Annotated in this window: 4 protein-coding genes; all 4 read left to right on the forward strand. The window is 61.4% G+C overall.

All coding sequences use genetic code 11. From position 1 onward, the window contains the following. Positions 1-5: 5 nt before the first annotated feature. The 4 genes from ACR3YK_RS04745 (at position 6) to ACR3YK_RS04760 (ending at position 17,825) form a co-directional block, all read left to right on the forward strand. Positions 6-3,506 carry a TM0106 family RecB-like putative nuclease gene (locus tag ACR3YK_RS04745; RefSeq protein ID WP_486176068.1) on the forward strand — a complete coding sequence of 1,167 codons (3,501 nt, stop codon included), beginning with the start codon at positions 6-8 and terminating at the stop codon, positions 3,504-3,506. Between the two features lie 246 nt (positions 3,507-3,752). Next, positions 3,753-6,680 (forward strand): helicase-related protein, encoded by a 2,928-nt coding sequence (locus tag ACR3YK_RS04750; protein WP_486176069.1) that lies wholly within the window; start codon positions 3,753-3,755, stop codon positions 6,678-6,680. Then, positions 6,673-11,373 (forward strand): Eco57I restriction-modification methylase domain-containing protein, encoded by a 4,701-nt coding sequence (locus ACR3YK_RS04755; protein ID WP_486176070.1) that lies wholly within the window; start codon positions 6,673-6,675, stop codon positions 11,371-11,373. The genes ACR3YK_RS04750 and ACR3YK_RS04755 overlap by 8 nt, the downstream gene beginning before the upstream one ends. Next, complete coding sequence (locus tag ACR3YK_RS04760; protein WP_486176071.1) at positions 11,370-17,825, forward strand: DEAD/DEAH box helicase; 6,456 nt, start codon at positions 11,370-11,372, stop codon at positions 17,823-17,825. Before ACR3YK_RS04755 ends, ACR3YK_RS04760 begins: the two co-directional genes overlap by 4 nt. Positions 17,826-17,834 lie beyond the last annotated feature (9 nt).

A 17,834-nucleotide genomic window follows, 5' to 3' on the forward strand; every position in this document is an offset into this window, starting at 1 on the left:
GAACCATGTACCTACTCACCGAGTCCGCTCTCGTTACGAGCGCCAGCGATCTGACCCAAGCCTCGAACTGCGAGTTTGGGTTTCTGCGCGTGCTCGACAAGCGGTTGGGGTTCTCGACCGATCCGCTGCCCGACGACGACGCAATGCTCATGCGGGCGGCCGAACTCGGCAACGCGCACGAGGCTCGGCTGCGGGATCGCTACCGCGCAGAGTTCGGTGACGCGATGGTCGAGTTCGACAAGCCTCCGGGGCGGGATGCCGCTGTGCTGCGCGACTACGCGGCACGCACGCGCGACGCGCTTCTAGCGGGCGCACCCGTCGTTTTTCAGGGCGTTTTCTTTGACGAATCCGACCCCGAGTCGCCGTTCATTGGTTACGCCGACTTTCTGGTCAAGCAGCCCGACGGCAGCTATCGGGTGGTCGACTCGAAGCTCTCGCGCCACGTGCGCGTCACCGCCCTACTGCAACTGGCGGCGTACCACGAGCAGCTTCAGAAGCTTGGGGTTCCCGCCGACGGCACCGTCGAGCTGATTCTCGGCAATGACATCTCCGAGCTCGCTGCGGTGGCCGACATCGCCCCCGTGTTTCGGCGCCGCCGAGCCCGCATGCACGCGATCATCGCTGAGCACCGCGCCGAAGGTAAACCGGTCGAGTGGAACGATGAGCGTTACGCGCGCGATGGCCGCTGCAAGTTCTGCAAGGAACCTTCCCAGCATGCCGATGACCTGTTTACGGTGGCAGGGCTGCGCGCCGGGCAGCGTACGAAGTTCATGACGGCGGGCATCCGCACCCTCACTGATCTTGCTGAAACCTCCGAGCGACCCGACGACCTGGCTATCCCGAAAGCGAGCTTCGCCAAGCTTCATCTGCAGGCCAAACTGCAGCACACCGTTGATCCGACTGACGCGCACGCGGTGCCGCCCGTCGTGGTCGTTGACCCGCTGCCGATCGCTAGCCTGCCGGCGCCCAACCCCGGTGATCTGTTCTTCGACTTCGAGGGTGACCCGATGTACTCCGAGCCGGGAATTGGTGGCGTCCCGCGCTGGGGGCTCGACTATCTCTTCGGCTGGGTCGACGCCGAGAGCGACTTCGATTGCCTCTGGGCTCACTCGCACGCGGAAGAAAAGATCGCGCTGCGGTCATTCCTCGAGTTCGTCACGAAGCGGCGGCAGCAGCATCCGGGTCTCCACATTTATCACTACGCCAGCTATGAGAAGACGCACCTGCTGAGCATCGCCGCCCGGCACGGTGAGGGTGAGGATGTCGTCGACCAGTTGCTGCGCGATGGCGTGCTCGTGGACCTGTACCCGATCGTGCGAGGTGCGCTGCGCATCGGAACGCCGTCGTATTCGATCAAGAAGCTTGAGCCGCTCTATATGGGTGAGGCCGAGCGCGCCGGGGTGACGAACGCCGCCGACTCCATCGGTGAGTACGTGGAGTCGAGTGTGGCGGCCGCGAACGGCAACGTGCAGCGCGCAACCGAGATTCGCGATGCGATCGCCCGCTACAACGAGTACGACTGCGTTTCGACACTCAAGCTGCGCGACTGGCTGCGGGCACTGCCCGAGGTGCAAGGCGTGAGGGTGGAGCCGGTGGATGAGGAATTCGAGGGCAAGGTCTTCGAACCCAGTGCGCTCGACCTCCAACTGCAGTCGCTGGGCGACAACGCCGAAGAGGCGGGCGATGACACCACTGCGAGCGCCTATCGCATGGCCGCAGCCGCCATCGATTATCACCGGCGCGAGGTCAAGAGTTTTTGGTGGGAGCACTACGACCGTCTCGAACAACCCTCGGATTTGTGGGAAGACACCCGCGGTATCTTCATCGTTGACAGCGGTTCGCTCGCTCGCGACTGGCACAAGGAGGGACGCCAGCGCACCGAACGTCGTCACCTTTATCTCCGCGGGCAGTGGGCACCGGGTAGTGGTGCTCCGCGCCCGGGCGGCGACGTTTTTCTCGTTTACGGCGACCCGCTGCCGTATCTTCCACCGGGCCATCGTGCCGGTGCGCGCCTCGCCCGCGGGGTTCGTTTCGCTGACCCCGCCGAGGATGAGGGCGGCATTTTCGTCATCGAATCGCGGCCCGATGACATTCCGGCATGGGATGAAATCCCCACCCACATCACGCCGGGGCCGCCACCGCGCGCCGACAGCATTGTCGCCGCGATTGAGGCGTGGGGTGAGACTGTCGTCGACGCTGCTCCGGCCTGGCCTGATGACGCGATGTCGGATCTTCTGCTGCGCAAAGCGCCCGCTGAGGTCGCTGCCCTTGAACCCATGACGAGCGCGGATGATGGCGTGCGCGCTGTGATCGCCTCACTGCTGTCGCGCGAGAGCGGCTACCTCGCGGTGCAGGGCCCACCCGGCACCGGCAAGACGTATCTCGCGGCGCACGTTATTCAGCGCCTGGTCGAGAAGCATCACTGGAAGGTCGGCATCACCGCGCAGTCGCACAAGGTGGTGGAGAACGTTCTCGACGCTGTGGTTCTCGATGCGAGCCTCGACCGGGAGCTTGTCGCCAAGGCGGTGCCGGGTGAGTTCGGCGTTGGTTATTACGCCGATGGCCCGTTCAGCGAGTTGCCGGCGAATGGTCACGCGGGCTTTGCGCGCGAGCATGACTCGGAGGGCTATGTCATCGGCGGCACTGCGTGGGATATGACGAATCGCAAGCGGGTGCAGGCCGACCAGCTCGATCTGCTCGTCATCGATGAGGCGGGGCAGTTCTCCCTCGCGAACACGATCGGCGTTGCGGCGAGTGCGAAACGCATTCTGTTGCTGGGCGACCCGCAGCAGCTCCCGCAGGTGAGCCAGGGCATCCACCCGGCACCGGTCGATGGTTCGGCGCTCGGTCATGTGATCGGCGAGCTCGCTGTGCTTCCGGATGACTTCGGCTACTTCCTCGAAGAGAGCCGCCGCATGGATGAGGCCGTCACGCGCCCCGTCTCGCTGCTCTCCTACGACGGACTGCTGCGGTCACACGCATCAACCGAGGGGCGGATGCTCGAGGGCTTTGCCCCCGGCCTGCACTCGGTTCCGACCGCTCACGTCGACAACTCGACGTTTTCCGCGGAGGAGGCCGAGCGGGTTGTCGAGTTAGTTCGTGCGCACCTCGGAGCACTGTGGACTTCGGAAGCCGGTGGCAAGGCGAAGCCGCTCGACGAGGACGGCATCATTGTGGTGACGCCCTACAACGCTCAGGTGGAACTCATCCGTGGCCGTCTCGATGCTGCTGGCTATTCGCGCGTCGTCGTGGGCACAGTGGACAAGTTTCAAGGTCGAGAAGCAGTCATCTCGATCGTCAGCCTCGCTGCTTCGAGCGCCGACGATGTGCCCCGCGGCCTCGACTTCCTGCTCTCCCGCAACCGCCTCAACGTCTCCATCTCGCGCGCCCAGTGGGCGGCGTATCTCGTCTACTCGCCGGCGCTGCTCGACTCGCTGCCGCAGTCGGCGGAAGGGGTAGCGACGTTGAGTCGGTTTATCTCGTTGGTCGAAGGTGCTGGGGCCTAAAGCGATGACCGACTAGCAGCGAATGGTTAGCAGCTTCGCAGGCTCTGACTCACCTATGACATTGGCGTGAAAAGGTCGAACGCTACTACACCCCCACATCTGGGGTGAGGGGTCGGGGACCGGCTGGTTGATAGGCCAAAGTGCGCGACGAACACGCTCGCAGCCGCTAATTTATTGACTATTCGTTGGATAGAGTGGCAAAGCCCGCATCGACGTAGCCGTCATGTCTGGGCGTAAGGGGATGACGTGACCGATGTACTTGCAACTGCTGGGGCACATGCTGGCGAGCTAGCCGTGGCGCCGGGCTCAATCGTCGAGGTTCGTGACGCGGTGTGGCTCGTGACGAAAGCGACCATGACGACGTCAGGCATGTTCGTCGAGGTGCAGGGACTCTCTGACCTTGTGCGCGACACGAAGGCCGGTTTCTACAGCGACATCGACACGATTGTTCCTCTCGACCCGGCTAAAGCGTCTGTGGTCGGCGACGACTCCACCGGGTATCGCAAGGCGAAACTTTGGCTGGAAGCAACTCTTCGCAAGTCGCCGGTTCCCCTCAACTCCCCCGGGCTAACGGTCGCCACACAAATGTTGGCTGACCCGCTTGGCTATCAGCAGGCGGCAGTGCGCAAGGCGCTTGATCCGCAAAACTTGCGTCCGCGCATCCTCATCGCCGACGCGGTGGGTCTGGGTAAGACTCTCGAGATCGGCATGATCTTGTCGGAGTTGGTGCGGCGGGGGCGCGGCGAGCGCATCTTGATCGTGACTCCGCGCCATGTTCTTGAGCAGATGCAGCACGAGATGTGGACGCGTTTTGCGCTTCCGTTCGTGCGGCTCGACTCGGTCGGCATCCAGCGGGTGCGGCAGAAGTTGCCCGCAACCCGCAACCCGTTCAGTCTGTACAAGAGGGCGATCATCTCGATCGATACGCTCAAGCAGGAGAAGTACCGCGCGCATTTGGCGAAGCATAAGTGGGATGCGGTTGTCATTGATGAGTCTCACAACATCACCGGTGCGACTCTCAACAACCGCCTCGCACGAATTCTTGCTCCCAACACCGAGGCGCTGATTCTGGCGAGCGCGACTCCCCACAATGGCAAGAAGGAATCGTTCGCCGAGTTGATTCGTTTGCTTGAGCCGACGGCCGTGACTCCAGATGGCGACATCATCGAGTCGGAGGCGGCCCGTCTCATTATTCGACGTCACCGTCACAGCGAAGAGGTTGCCCGCGAGGTTGGCGGTGACTGGGCCGAGCGTCTCGAGCCTCAAAACTTCTTGGTGGATGCGTCAGCCGAGGAAAACGCGGTCGCCGATGAACTGTCGAGCGTGTGGTTGCACCCCAGCGGTTCGTCCCCGTACTCCGGCGCGACATCGGCGCTGTTCCCATGGACTCTCGCGAAGGCTTTTCTGTCCTCGCCCGCCGCATTGCTTGAATCGATCAAGCAAAGGCTGAGTAAGCTCGACGCTTCTAAAAACGCCGCAGAGGCAAGGGAGGTCGAAGCGCTTGAACATCTGCACGACCTGGCCCAGTTCTCTCTCGCCGGCACGTCGGCCAAGTACGCAAAATTGCTCGACTATCTAAAGAGCATCAAGGTCGGCCCGAAGAGTTCCGAGCGCGCAGTAGTGTTCTCCGAGCGAGTGGCAAGCCTTAGTTGGTTGCGCGACAAGCTCATGAAAGATTTGGGGTTGAGCGCCGACCAGATCAAGGTGCTCCACGGCGGCCTGAGCGATGTTGAGCAGCAAGAAACGGTCGAGAGCTTCAAGCAATCGTCGTCTCCGATTCGAGTACTCATTACGGGTGATGTGGCATCCGAGGGTGTCAACCTTCATTCGCAGTGCCATGAGCTGATCCACTTCGACATCCCGTGGAGCCTTATCCGCATTGAGCAACGCAACGGGCGCATTGACCGTTATGGCCAGAAACACCCGCCGCAGATCAGCACACTGCTGCTCAACCCGACCAACGACAAGTTCTCCGGCGATGTACGCGTGCTGCAGCGCCTGCTGCAGCGAGAGCGCGAGGCCCACACAGCGCTGGGCGATGTCGCCTCCCTTATGGGCAAGTACGATCCTGGTGCCGAAGAAGACGAGATCAAGAAGGCTCTTGCTGCTGGTCGCGATGTGGACGAGATTGTCTCGACGGTCGAGCAGGTGAGCGCGAGCACCGACGATCCTATTGCCGCCCTCTTGGCGCAGCTTGCAAATGCGCAGGGCAGCGAAAGCAAGCCTGCCGCCGTAGCCCCGGAGCACACGGTAGATGCCACAACCGGTTTGTTTGCCGATGACACGTCCTTCCTCCGCGAGGCATTGGTGGAGACGTTCGTTGCCCCCGCTGCTTCCGCGGCGAACAATGGCGTGGAGTGGCTCGAAGACAAAGCCCATTCATTCGTCTCGTTGGTGCCGACCCGCGACCTCGTGCAGCGGCTCGAAGTGTTGCCGCAAAGTTATCTTCGTGACCGCAAGGTGACCGAGAAACTGAAGTTGGTGGTCGCAGAGCCCCCGGCGAAAGAACTGCTCAAGGACGCGCGCGACAACAAGGCAAGCACCTCGCTCTGGCCAGAGGCGCACTTTCTTGGCCCGCTACATCCGGTGTTGGAATGGGCGAGTGATCGCGCACTCTCAAAGCTGGGGCGCAATCAGGTGTTCGCCGTGCGTGGCGATGTTGAGTATCCGACGGTTCTGCTGCTGGCGTCATTGACTAATCGCCGAGGTCAAGTCGTGGCGAGTTCGCACGTGACTGTGCAGTTTCCCGATCCCAGCAATACGAAGCTGGCTCTAACCAATATCCATGCGACTGCGCAGGAGGCGTTGGCGGAGGTAGGCTTCGCCGCGGCCACCCGCGTGAACCCGGGAGCGGTGAAGACCGGCTCTCTGCAGCAACTCATCGCCCCGGCGGTGGAGAACGCCGCGTCGAGTGCTCGCCAGCTTGCAGTGTCGTCGACAGAGGCGATCGAGGCCCGCATTGAGTCGTGGTCGTCTCGAATCGAGGAGTGGGAGCGTAGCGCCGATGCCATGCCTCAACTCGAGGGGCTCAAGTCTCGTCGGGTGACGGTGGAAGAGGAGCGCACCATGGCTGAGTCGATGAAGCCAAACCAGCAGTTGGTCCGTCCGCTGCTCGTGGTGGTTCCGCAAGATTTCGTCGGCGAAGATACGGCAGAAGGAGTAGCCCATGGCTGATGAAGCGATCGTTATCGGTGAGGGTTGGCTCAGCGAGCACTATTTCACGACGGAGGCGAAGTCTCAGTCGTTCCGCGCGCAGGTGCTGGCCAGTCGCAAGCTGTGGGATGAGCAGGATGATGACGGCCACCCATCGGTGCGGGCACGGTTCAGCGCGATTCGGGCTCAGGTCGAGTCGCGATTGGCTGCTCTAGAAGCTGGCGACAACGATCTCTCAATTCGCGACGAGTTGTATCTACCGCTGCGACAGGCACTGGGCTTCAACGGCAGTGGCTACCACCTCGAGCAGGAGGGGCCGCTGCTGCGGCTGACCCAGCCGGGGCTATCGGAGGGCGCTCCGTTGGCGATTGTGGAGGGCCGCCCGGTCGACACGGTTGACGATTTGCTGGCGAAAGATGCACACACGCTTCTGGTTCCTTTCGAAGTCGATGACAACTCGAACCACGACATCGTTTCGGTGGCACGTCTCCTGTCGACGCTTTTTACTGAAGAGGAGGGCCCCAGCTTTGCGCTGGTATTCGCCGGCAAATGGATGCTGGTGGCCGAGCGTGAGCGTTGGGCTGAGGGTCGCTACTTGGCTCTCGATCTGCAGCTTGTGGCAGCTCGCAATGATGCCAAGAAGGGTGGCGAGATTGATCGCGCCCTCTGCTGTGTTTCTGCGGATGCTCTTGCTCCGGATGCTGAGGGCGACATCTGGTGGAACTCGATTCTGGATGAGTCGATCAAACACACGGTCGGAGTCTCGCAGGACCTCCGCGAGGGCGTACGTCTGTCGATCGAGATCATTGCGAACGATGTGGTGGCTCGTCGTGCCCGCGCTCAGCTTCCACCGTTGCCGCAGTCTGAGGCGCAGGTGCTGGCGAAGCAGTCGTTGCGATTCTTGTACCGCATCCTGTTCCTCTTATACGCGGAGTCGTCGCCAGAACTCAAGGTTCTGCCGGTCGGCACTTCCGAGTATGAAGAGGGCTACAGTCTTGACCGCCTGCGTGAGTTGACTCTGGTGTCGTTACCGACCGAAGAGTCGGAGCACGCAACACACTTCTACGAGTCGCTTGCGGTTCTCTTCCGCCTTGTCGACCAGGGTCACGGAACAACAGCAGCGCACAACGACGATTCACAAGACGACAACTCCGAACTACGCGAGGGCTTAGTCTTCAACTCGCTTCGGGCCGATCTCTTCCTGCCGAAGGCCACCCGCCACATCGACGAAGTTGGGCTGAGCGATTCCGAGCTGCAGAAGGTGCTTGCCCACTTGCTGCTCAGCAAGGAGCAGAAGGGCCGCGATCGGGGGTTCATCAGCTATGCCGATCTGGGTATCAACCAGTTGGGTGCCGTGTATGAGGGCTTGATGTCATACACGGGCTTCTTTGCAGAGACCGAGCTCTATGAGGTTGCCAAGGATGGTAACGCGGAGAAGGGCTCGTGGGTCGTTCCGGTTGAGCGGTCGCACAACATTGCCTCAAAGGATTTCGTTAAGACCACGAACCCGCTGACGGGCGAGGAGGTTGCGGTCATTCATGAGCCGGGCAGCTTCGTTTACCGTCTTGCCGGTCGTGAGCGTCAACAGTCGGCGTCCTATTACACGCCAGAGGTTCTTACCCGTTTCACGGTGTCGCAGGCACTAGAAGAGTTGCTCGATCAGGACGGCACCACCACAACTGCTGAGGAAATTTTGGGTCTAACGGTGTGTGAGCCCGCCTTGGGTTCGGGTGCCTTCGCCATTGAGGCGGTTCGGCAGCTTGCGGAACAGTATCTGAAGCGTCGACAGGAGGAGCTGGGCGAACGAATTGACCCGGACGCGTACCCTCGCGAATTGCAAAAAGTGAAGGCGTCGATCGCTCTCCACCAGGTCTACGGTGTGGATCTCAACGCGACCGCGGTCGAGCTGGCCGAGATCTCGCTGTGGCTCGACACGATGTCTTCGGATCTCAAGGCCCCGTGGTTTGGCCTCCACCTGCGTCGAGGAAACTCGCTCATCGGCTCGCGCCGTGCCGTCTACAGTCGTGACTCCATCAATTCGAAGTCGTGGTTGAAATCGGCACCACGGGATGTTCCCATGGCAAGCCTGCGTGAGGATATTGATACAGGCACGGTCGGTTCGGGTCTCTCGGGCTCGATTCATCATTTCCTCCTCCCGGCTGAGGGCTGGGGAAGCGCGGTAGACGCGAAGGAAGCCAAAGAGTTGGCTCCCGAGGCACTAGCCGCGTTGAAGGCGTGGAGACGTCAAATTGTCGCGAAGCCCAGCAAGAAGCAGCTTGATCAGCTTGTGGCGCTGTCGATGCGCGTGGAGACTCTGTGGCAATTTGCCCTGCGTCGACTTGAGATTGCGGAGCACGAGATCCGTCGCCACATCCCTCTCTGGGGAAGCGGCGAGAATCTCACAGCGAGAGAAGCTGGTGCACACGAAACTGTGACGCGCGAAGAGATCGAGGCCAAGCTCAGCGACGCCAATGGTGCCTACCAACGCCTGCGCCGGATCATGGATGCGTGGAACGCGTTGTGGTTCTGGCCACTCACCGACACCCTCACGCAGGGCGTTCAGCCGCCCACGCTCGACGAGTGGCTGGCTGGTGCTCGGGCAGTGTTGGGCGAACACACCGAGCGCAGCAAGAGCGCAACGGCGCACGGCGCCGTGACCCTCGGCTCTAGCGCGACAGGTTGGGCGGCGCTCAATGATGAGGAGCAGTACAACCTCGACTTCGCCGCAGCATGGTCAATCAACGATGCTCTGGCTCAACACCCGTGGCTAAAGGTGACCGAAGGAATCGCTGAGCAGCAAGGTTTCTTCCATTGGAACCTCGACTTCGCCACAGTCTTCGCCCGCGGAGGTTTCGACATGCAAGTCGGTAACCCCCCTTGGGTTAAGCCCGACTGGGATGAGACTGCGGCGCTAGCCGAGTATGACGTCTGGTGGGCCCTCACGAACAAGCCGTCCGTCACCAAGGCACAAGAGCATCGCTCCGCGGTACTCGCGGCCCCGAAAGCAGTATCGTTTTACCTCGATATGTTGACGGGAGCTATCAGCACTCGGTCAGCTGTCTCAAACGTAACGAGCTATCCGAGTTTGCTCGGTCTCCGCCCGGATCTCTATCGATGCTTCATGGAACTCACTTGGAGGCATAGTTCAGAGAGCGGAACGGTTGGCCTCATCCATCCCGAGTCGCACTTTACTGACGAGAAGGCCGGAACGCTGCGCGCGGAGACCTACTCGCGGCTACGTCGCCACTGGCAATTTATGAATGCGCTAATGCTGTTCGAAGTCCATGATCAGGTCTCATACGGCGTGCATGTTTACGGGAAAAGCGGCGAGGTTCGTTTCGAGATGGCGACTTCGCTCTACCACCCCGACACCGTCGAGCGTTCACGAGTGCACGACGGGACTGGAGCGGAACCTGGCCTAAAAGGCGCCGACGGCAAGTGGGACGTCCGCCCTCACCTCAATCGCGTCATTCGTGTCAATACCGAGACGCTCAAGACCTGGCATGCTGTGCTTGAAGATGAAGCAGTTCCGATTCGCAACACACGTATGGTCTACGCTGTAAACCAGGCAACTGCTGCTGTGCTCGACAAGCTATCCCGGAGCAAACGGCTTGGGGAACTCGGGCTCGAGTTTTCACAAGGTTGGAACGAAACCACTGATTTCAAGAACGGCTATTTCGCGAAACAGTGGGGCAAAGCAGCTTCCTGGAAGGACGCGATATTTCAGGGGCCGCACCTTTTCGTAGCGAACCCTTTCTACAAGTCGCCCAACGAGACCATGCTGCACAACCAAGACTGGTCTGCGGTCGACTTAGAAACGCTCGCGCCCGACGCACTCCCCGTCACGTCGTACAAACCGACAAAGCTTGCCGCCGAATACGACGCCGCCTACACTCACTGGGGCCCAGACCGCATCCCGGCCCGAGACCACTACCGTATTGCATGGCGAAGAATGGCCGCGAATACTGGCGAGCGCACACTGATACCAGCTGTGATTCCGCCCGGTGCGGCGCATATTGGCGGTCTTTCGTCGATTGCGTTTCCTGACCAGCCCGGAAATACGCTGGCGCTTGCAGGTGCATATATGTCTAGTTTCGTCGCGGATCTTTCAATTCGAGCGGCACCGAAATCAGATATTCGACAGTCAAGTGTCGAACGAATCCCAGTGTCTACCGGTCTACTCAACTCTGAACTTGTATTGCGGGCGGCAAGGCTGAATTGCCTAACGAGTGCGTATTCGGCACTTTGGGCAGAGAGCTATGAACCTGCATTCGCAAAGTCGACTTGGACGGGGGGACTTCCATATTCGGAGCGCCAGTCTCTAGGCCGAGTCGGCCCTGACTGGTCCGAAACTGTGCCCCTTCGGCGAGCGGCGGACCGCCGTCAAGCGTTGGTCGAAATTGACGCCCTTGTAGCGTTGACGCTAGGTCTGACTGCTGACGAATTGTGCACTATCTATCGAACGCAATTTGCCGTGCTTTACGGTTATGACCGGAACTCCTACCTGTATGACGCGAATGGCCGCCTAGTGCCGAAATCCGTATTGACTGTGTGGAGACAGAAACAAGATCGCATCAGCGAAGACGAGCGAACCGCAACAAACGCCTCGGGCAACAGCTGCACCTACGAGCTGCCCTTCGTGACGCTCGACCGCGAGGCAGACATGCGGCAGGCGTACGCGCACTTCGAGAAGATTCTGGAGGAGCGCTCATGAGTGAACTGCTCCCCACGCTGCAGGCCGAAGACGTGCGCAAGGGCCTAGTCGACTATCTCTCCACCACCTTCGCGCTTGCCGACGAAGACGCGCGTGAGGCGCTCGACAGCTTCTTGCGGCATCCAGAGAACGGCATCTTCAAAGGGCCCTACGTTCGGCTGCGGCTGCCATTCCGCCCAGCCGCAGAAGGATGGCGACAGAGCCTCGAATGGCACGAAGGGTTCCCGCCCTACGGACACCAAGCCGCTGCGTTTGCCCGGCTGAGCAGCGCCAACCTTGGGCCAGACAAACCGCGACCGCAGCCCACACTCGTCACCACCGGAACCGGGTCCGGAAAAACCGAAGCGTTCCTCTACCCGATCCTCGATCACGTGCTGCGGGCAAAACGTGAAGGCACCGGCGGCATCAAAGCGCTCATCCTCTACCCGATGAACGCCCTCGCCAACGACCAAGCACGCCGTCTCACCGAACTCATCACCACCAGCCCCGCGCTCTCCGGCGTGCGAGCCGCCCTCTACACCGGGCAAACCGGCCCCACCCGCAGCAAAGTCACCCCCGACGGCCTCATCACCGACCGCAAGACGATTCAGGATGACGCCCCCGACATCCTGCTCACCAACTACAAAATGCTCGACCAGCTACTGCTGCGCCCCTCCGACCAGAAACTGTGGAAGCAAAGCGCCACCAGCCTGCAATATCTCGTACTCGACGAATTCCACACCTACGACGGCGCCCAAGGCACCGACGTCGCCATGCTCCTGCGCAGGCTTGGCCTCGCCCTCAAACGGCACTGGCCCGACGGCGACGAAGATTCCGCCGCACATGTTGGCATCGATGACGCTGACCGTGCCCGTCCGCTCGGTCTCATCACACCCGTCGCCACCTCAGCAACCCTCGGTGACAAAGGCGACCCCAGCCGCATGGTCGAGTTCGCACGAACCGTGTTCGGTGACGAATTCGACGACGACAGCATCATCACCGAAACCCGTCTCGAACTCGACGAATGGGCTGACGGCGCCGGTGAGCGAATCGCTTCGGCTGGACTCATACCTCGAACCGTCGACGCCGCACTCGTCGCCCACATGGCCGACGTCATCAAAGAGCTCGGTGGTGATGGCCAGCGTGACGCAAAAATCGTTAGTGCAGCCATTCTCGGCAACCTGTACGAGCTCAACGGCAGTGACGCTGTCGAGTTCTTCGCGCAAGCCGCACCGGATTTGCTGCTCGACGCTGCCAAGGCACACCCCTTCATCCGCTCGCTCATCGCCGAGGCCCACGACGCTGTGTCGCTCGACACACTCGCGGGAGCGCTCTTCCCCGCAGGACTCACCGTTACCGAAACTGCCGAAGACCGAGACACCAGCCGAGCCAACTTTCTCCGCTCTCTTCTTGGCGCGCTCAGCCACATCCGCGCCGTTGTCGGACGCTCCGCCGCATCCGTCGACCTGCACCTCTGGGTGCGCGCCCTCAGCCGCGTCGACCGTGTCGCCGGCCCCAGCGTCGCCTACGACTGGACCGACGACGGCGGCAACGACGAACACGACAACACCGACGCCAACAGCAGCGAAGGCCGCCCACGATTCCCCGCCATCTACTGCCGACACTGCGGACGAAGCGGATGGGGTGTGCAGCTCGGACCCACCGGCTATGATCTCGACACCAGCGATACCGACATTCGCCGTAATCACGCCAGCAACTCGGCCAGCACCTCGCGGTTCCGCGCTCTCATTTACGCACCGCGCGAAGCCGACCAACAGGAACGCCTCGCCGCCGGCGCCTCACCAGTCGAAGGCCTCTTCTGGTTCGACGTAAAGCAACGCCAACTCAGCATCGAACACCCCCGCTACGACGCCGACGACATCTCCACCAACGTGCTGCCCGTGCTCACCCTTAACGGTGACGACGCCGACGACAACAGCAAGAAAGACGTCTGCCCCAACTGCCTCAAACCAGAAGGCATCCGCTTCCTCGGAAGCGCCATCTCCACCCTGCTCTCGGTGAGCATCAACACCATCTTTGGCGACCGCCACCTCGACCAGGGCGAAAAGAAAGCCCTCGTCTTCACCGACAGCGTGCAGGATGCCGCACACCGGGCCGGATTCGTGCAGAGCCGATCGCACGTCTTCAGCCTGCGCAACGCCATCCGTGAAGCCATCGGCGACGGTTCAGCCACCCTCGACGACCTTGCCGAAGAGTTGCTCCGACGAGCAGGAGACGACAAGTTCCGGCGCTACCGCCTGCTCTCGCCAGAGCTCGTAGATCGTGACACTTTCGCCCCGTTCTGGGAAACCGAAAAACTCAGCAAGGTACCCACCGCCACCATGCGTCTCGTGCGCCGACGCATCAAGTTCGACCTCGCCATGGAATTCGGATTGCAATCACGCGTCGGTCGCACTCTCGAACTCACCGGAGCGATCGCCGCCGAAGTCGACGGCGGACCAGCCTCACGGCTCGAAACCATCGGCCGCGCCACCGTCAGAGACTTCGACACCGCTGGCTACCTCGACGACGAAAGCGGCGGCGAAGTCAGCACCGAGAACCTTGTGCGCTGGGTGCGCGGAACCCTCGAACGCATGCGGGAACGCGGCGCCATCCAACACGAATGGTTTAAGCGCTACCTCGAAAACGACGGTGACGACTGGACCCTGTGGGGCGGTAGGCCTAAGGGCCAGGGAATGCCTGCGTTCCCCCGTGATCGCGAAGCGCCCGCCTACCCGAAAGTGGGTAGTACCAACTTTGGTACAGCCAAACGCCCCTCACGCCTCGACACCGTCACCTCCGCCCGCGGTTGGTACGCCCAGTGGACTCGAAAAGTTCTCGACGTCAGCGCCTCCGACGGCGCCAAGCTCAGCAAATTACTCCTCGCCGAACTCGCCAAGAGCGAGATCATCGAAAGTGTCACCATCGGCGGCAGCGGAGCCATCGCCTACCAGCTGAGCCCAAGCCGCATTCTCGTCAGCCCGGTCACGCTCGACGAGCAAACGCATGAGTACCCGATGCTCGAGTGCGACACCTGCCAGACTCCGGTTCCCGGAGCGTCGACCATCACCTCGCAACTCGGCGGTGGTCCCTGCCTAGTCGGGCGCTGCCTCGGCACCCTGCGACTTCATTCCAGCGGCACCAACTACTACCGGGACCAATACAACGACGGCGACATTCGCCGCGTCGTCGCGCGCGAGCACACCAGTCTGCTCAAGGATGACGTTCGGCTCGCGTACGAGAACGGTTTCAAAGCATCCATCGATCGACCGGATGCCCCCAACGTGCTCGTTGCCACCCCCACGCTCGAAATGGGTATCGACATCGGGGACCTCTCTGCAGTCTTTCTCGCCGGCCTGCCTCGATCCGTCGCCTCATATTTGCAGCGTGTCGGACGAGCCGGTCGTCTCACCGGAAACTCGCTCACCATGGCATTCGTCGTCGGGCGAGGCGACCAACTGCCGAAACTTGGCGATCCGCTCTCCGTCATTAACGGAGAAGTGCGCCCACCGGCTACCTACCTCAACGCAGAAGAGATTCTGCGCCGCCAGTACAGCGCCTCGATCATCGACAGGCTCTCCGCTGGCGGCAAATTGGGCATGGTCGCTACCGCGCGTGATGTGCTGGCCAGCACCAACGACAAGTCGTTCCTTGCGACGGTGATCGCAGACGCCGAGAGCAATGCAGCTGAGCACCTCAACGCGTTCCTCTCTACGTTCCAACACGTCGACACCACCTCAGCAGACGCACTCACCGGGTGGGCGACCCCCAGCGATGAGCCTCGCAGTAGCGCCCTTTCACAAACCCTCATCGGGGCTTGTGCCCGCTGGAACTCCGAAATTGAGACACTCGGCCACCGGCGCAAAGCCATCATGGAGTCGCTACCTGAACTCCAAACACAGGCGGATCACCCAGCCGCGACAGATGACGACAAAGTTGCCCTCCGCTCGGCAAAAGCCTCGCTCAAGATGGTGGATCGCCAACTGTACGAGCTGCGCACGGAACACTGGGTCGCCGCACTCGAACGATTCGGGGTTCTACCCAACTACACGCTTCTCGACGACAGCGTGCGGCTTGATGTCTCGCTCAGCTGGATCGACCCCGAAAGCCAAGAGTTCCAACACGACGCCATCAGCTACGACCGCGGAGCCGGAATCGCCATCCGCGAACTCGCGCCCGGCGCAACCTTCTACGCCCAAGGTGTCGAAATTCGCATCGATGCAGTCGACCTCGGCAGCGACGGGGCGCGCATCCAATCCTGGATCTATTGTCCAGAATGCGGTTACGCCCATGATGCGGGGGTGCCCGCAGAAGGTTCCAGCGCAAACGGCCCCGCTTCGTGCCCGCGCTGCGAAAGCCCCGGCATCGCCGACGCCAACCAGAGGTTCGACGTCGTAGAACTGGAACAAGTGTCGGCAGAAGTTCGCCGCGACGAGTCGAGTATCAGCGACAGCCGCGAAGAACGCCAGCGCGAGAGCTTCAGCGTTCAGATCGCCGCCGACATTGACCCCGCCAACGTCACACAACAGTGGTACGTCGAAGGCTCCGGATTCGGCGTCAAGTACATGCGCGAACTCACCATTCGATGGCTTAACCTCGGCAAGCAAGGTGGCGCTGGCGCACCCCGCATGATTGCTGGCGAAGAGCTCAGCCCACCTCTCTTCAGAGTGTGTGAGGCCTGCGGCAAGCTCGACCAAAAGGGTGAGACAAACAGCGCCCGGGAACACCGTGCTTGGTGCCGATACCGCAATTCCAAGACAGAGAATACTCGCCAACTCGCCCTCAGTCGCACCCTCAAGACGCAGGGTGTGCTGCTGCGCATCCCGAACTCCATCACGATCGGAGATGGACTCGGGCTACCCAGCATCACCGCCGCCCTTCAACTAGGCCTGCGTGAAGTGATCGGCGGAGACCCCGACCACCTGAGACTTGCCACCATCGTTGAACCGCTGCTTGGGAACGATTTCAACAACACCGCGATCCTCATTCACGATGCTGTGCCCGGCGGCACCGGTTACTTGGCGGACCTCGCCAACCAGGACAAGATCCGCAACATTCTTGAACTCGCGTGGAAGATCGTCGCCAACTGCGAATGCCGCAACGAAGGGCGCAGCGCCTGCCACCGCTGCCTGCTGCCCTTTGCTCCCGCAGGTGACCTCAACAACGTTTCACGGGCTAGCGCCGAGCGGAGCCTGCGGCTCATCCTTGGCATCAATGAGGAAGGAACCGGCGAAGCGTGGACAGTCACTGACATCGATCCAGGCACACAAGACCCTGAGTCGATGTTGGAACAATGGTTCCGGAAGGTGTTCAAGGACCGAGCCGCCGCGCTCGGAGCGACGATCAAAGAGATCCCGAGCGAGTGGGGCAACCGCCTTCAGATCACACTGCCCAACTCGAAACTCGTCTGGCGACTCGAACCTCAGCCATCCTTGGACTTCACCAGACCAGACTTCGTGCTCGAGCCGCTCGGCGGCGGCGGAACCAAGCTCGCCATTTACACCGATGGGCAGAAGTATCACGCTTCAGCACACCACAACGTGCTCGCCAAAGACGCAGAGAAGCGGCGCGGACTGCGGGCCAAAGGCTACTTCGTGCTCGGAATCACCTATGCCGACATCATGCGCGCCGACGCAGGCGAACCTGAACCTCAAGCGGACTGGTTCAGCCGTGACTTTGCGACGCAATTCGTCAGCAGCTTCACCCTGTCGCCGTCCGCAATCGATCACGTCACGGCGAATCCCATGACGCAAATCATGGAATGGATGCAAGACCCGGCGGCCGCGAAAGGACATTGGGAAGGCATCGCTGAATCTCTCCCGATGTTGACTATCAAACCGATAAGCGACTTCATTGCACCGATCGAGGCTGAGAGCAGCCTCGTCGCGCTAGCTGAATCGGAGCTCACCGGAACTCCAGCGGAAGCTCAAGGCAACCCCACACAGTGGCGCCTCAAGCGCGGGCCGCTAGTTATGTTGTCGCGAATGCTGGAGGGCGCCAAGCACCCCGAAGTCGTGCTCATGCTCGACGACCGTGATGCCGCTGTCTCCGCTGAAGACCATGCAGAGGGGTGGCGACTCTGGCTCAGACTCTCGAACCTTCTTGGCCCACGTCCCGAATTCCCGCCGACAACCATCATGACCGTGACCGAAGCACAGAAATTCGAACCGGCACAACAGATCGACGATTCGTTCACCGTTATCGGGCTCGAGTGGGAAGAAGTCATGGCTCTGGCGAACGACGGAGACAGGCAGCTCGTGAAGCTGTTGTCAGAAGTCCCCGACATGCCCGTGCCCGAAATCGGCAGCGAGGTCGGCGACGGCATCCCCCTCGACATCGCATGGCGCGACCGCAAAGTCACGGTGACTGGCGACCTTCAGCAGGACGAAATTTCTGAGCTCGAAGCATCCGGATGGATCATCGTGCCCGCAACCCTCGAAGACATTACCGCTGCGCTCCAACTGGAAAGGTAACCCCACCTG

This window comes from Salinibacterium sp. 10G20-15 (genome assembly GCF_057365065.1).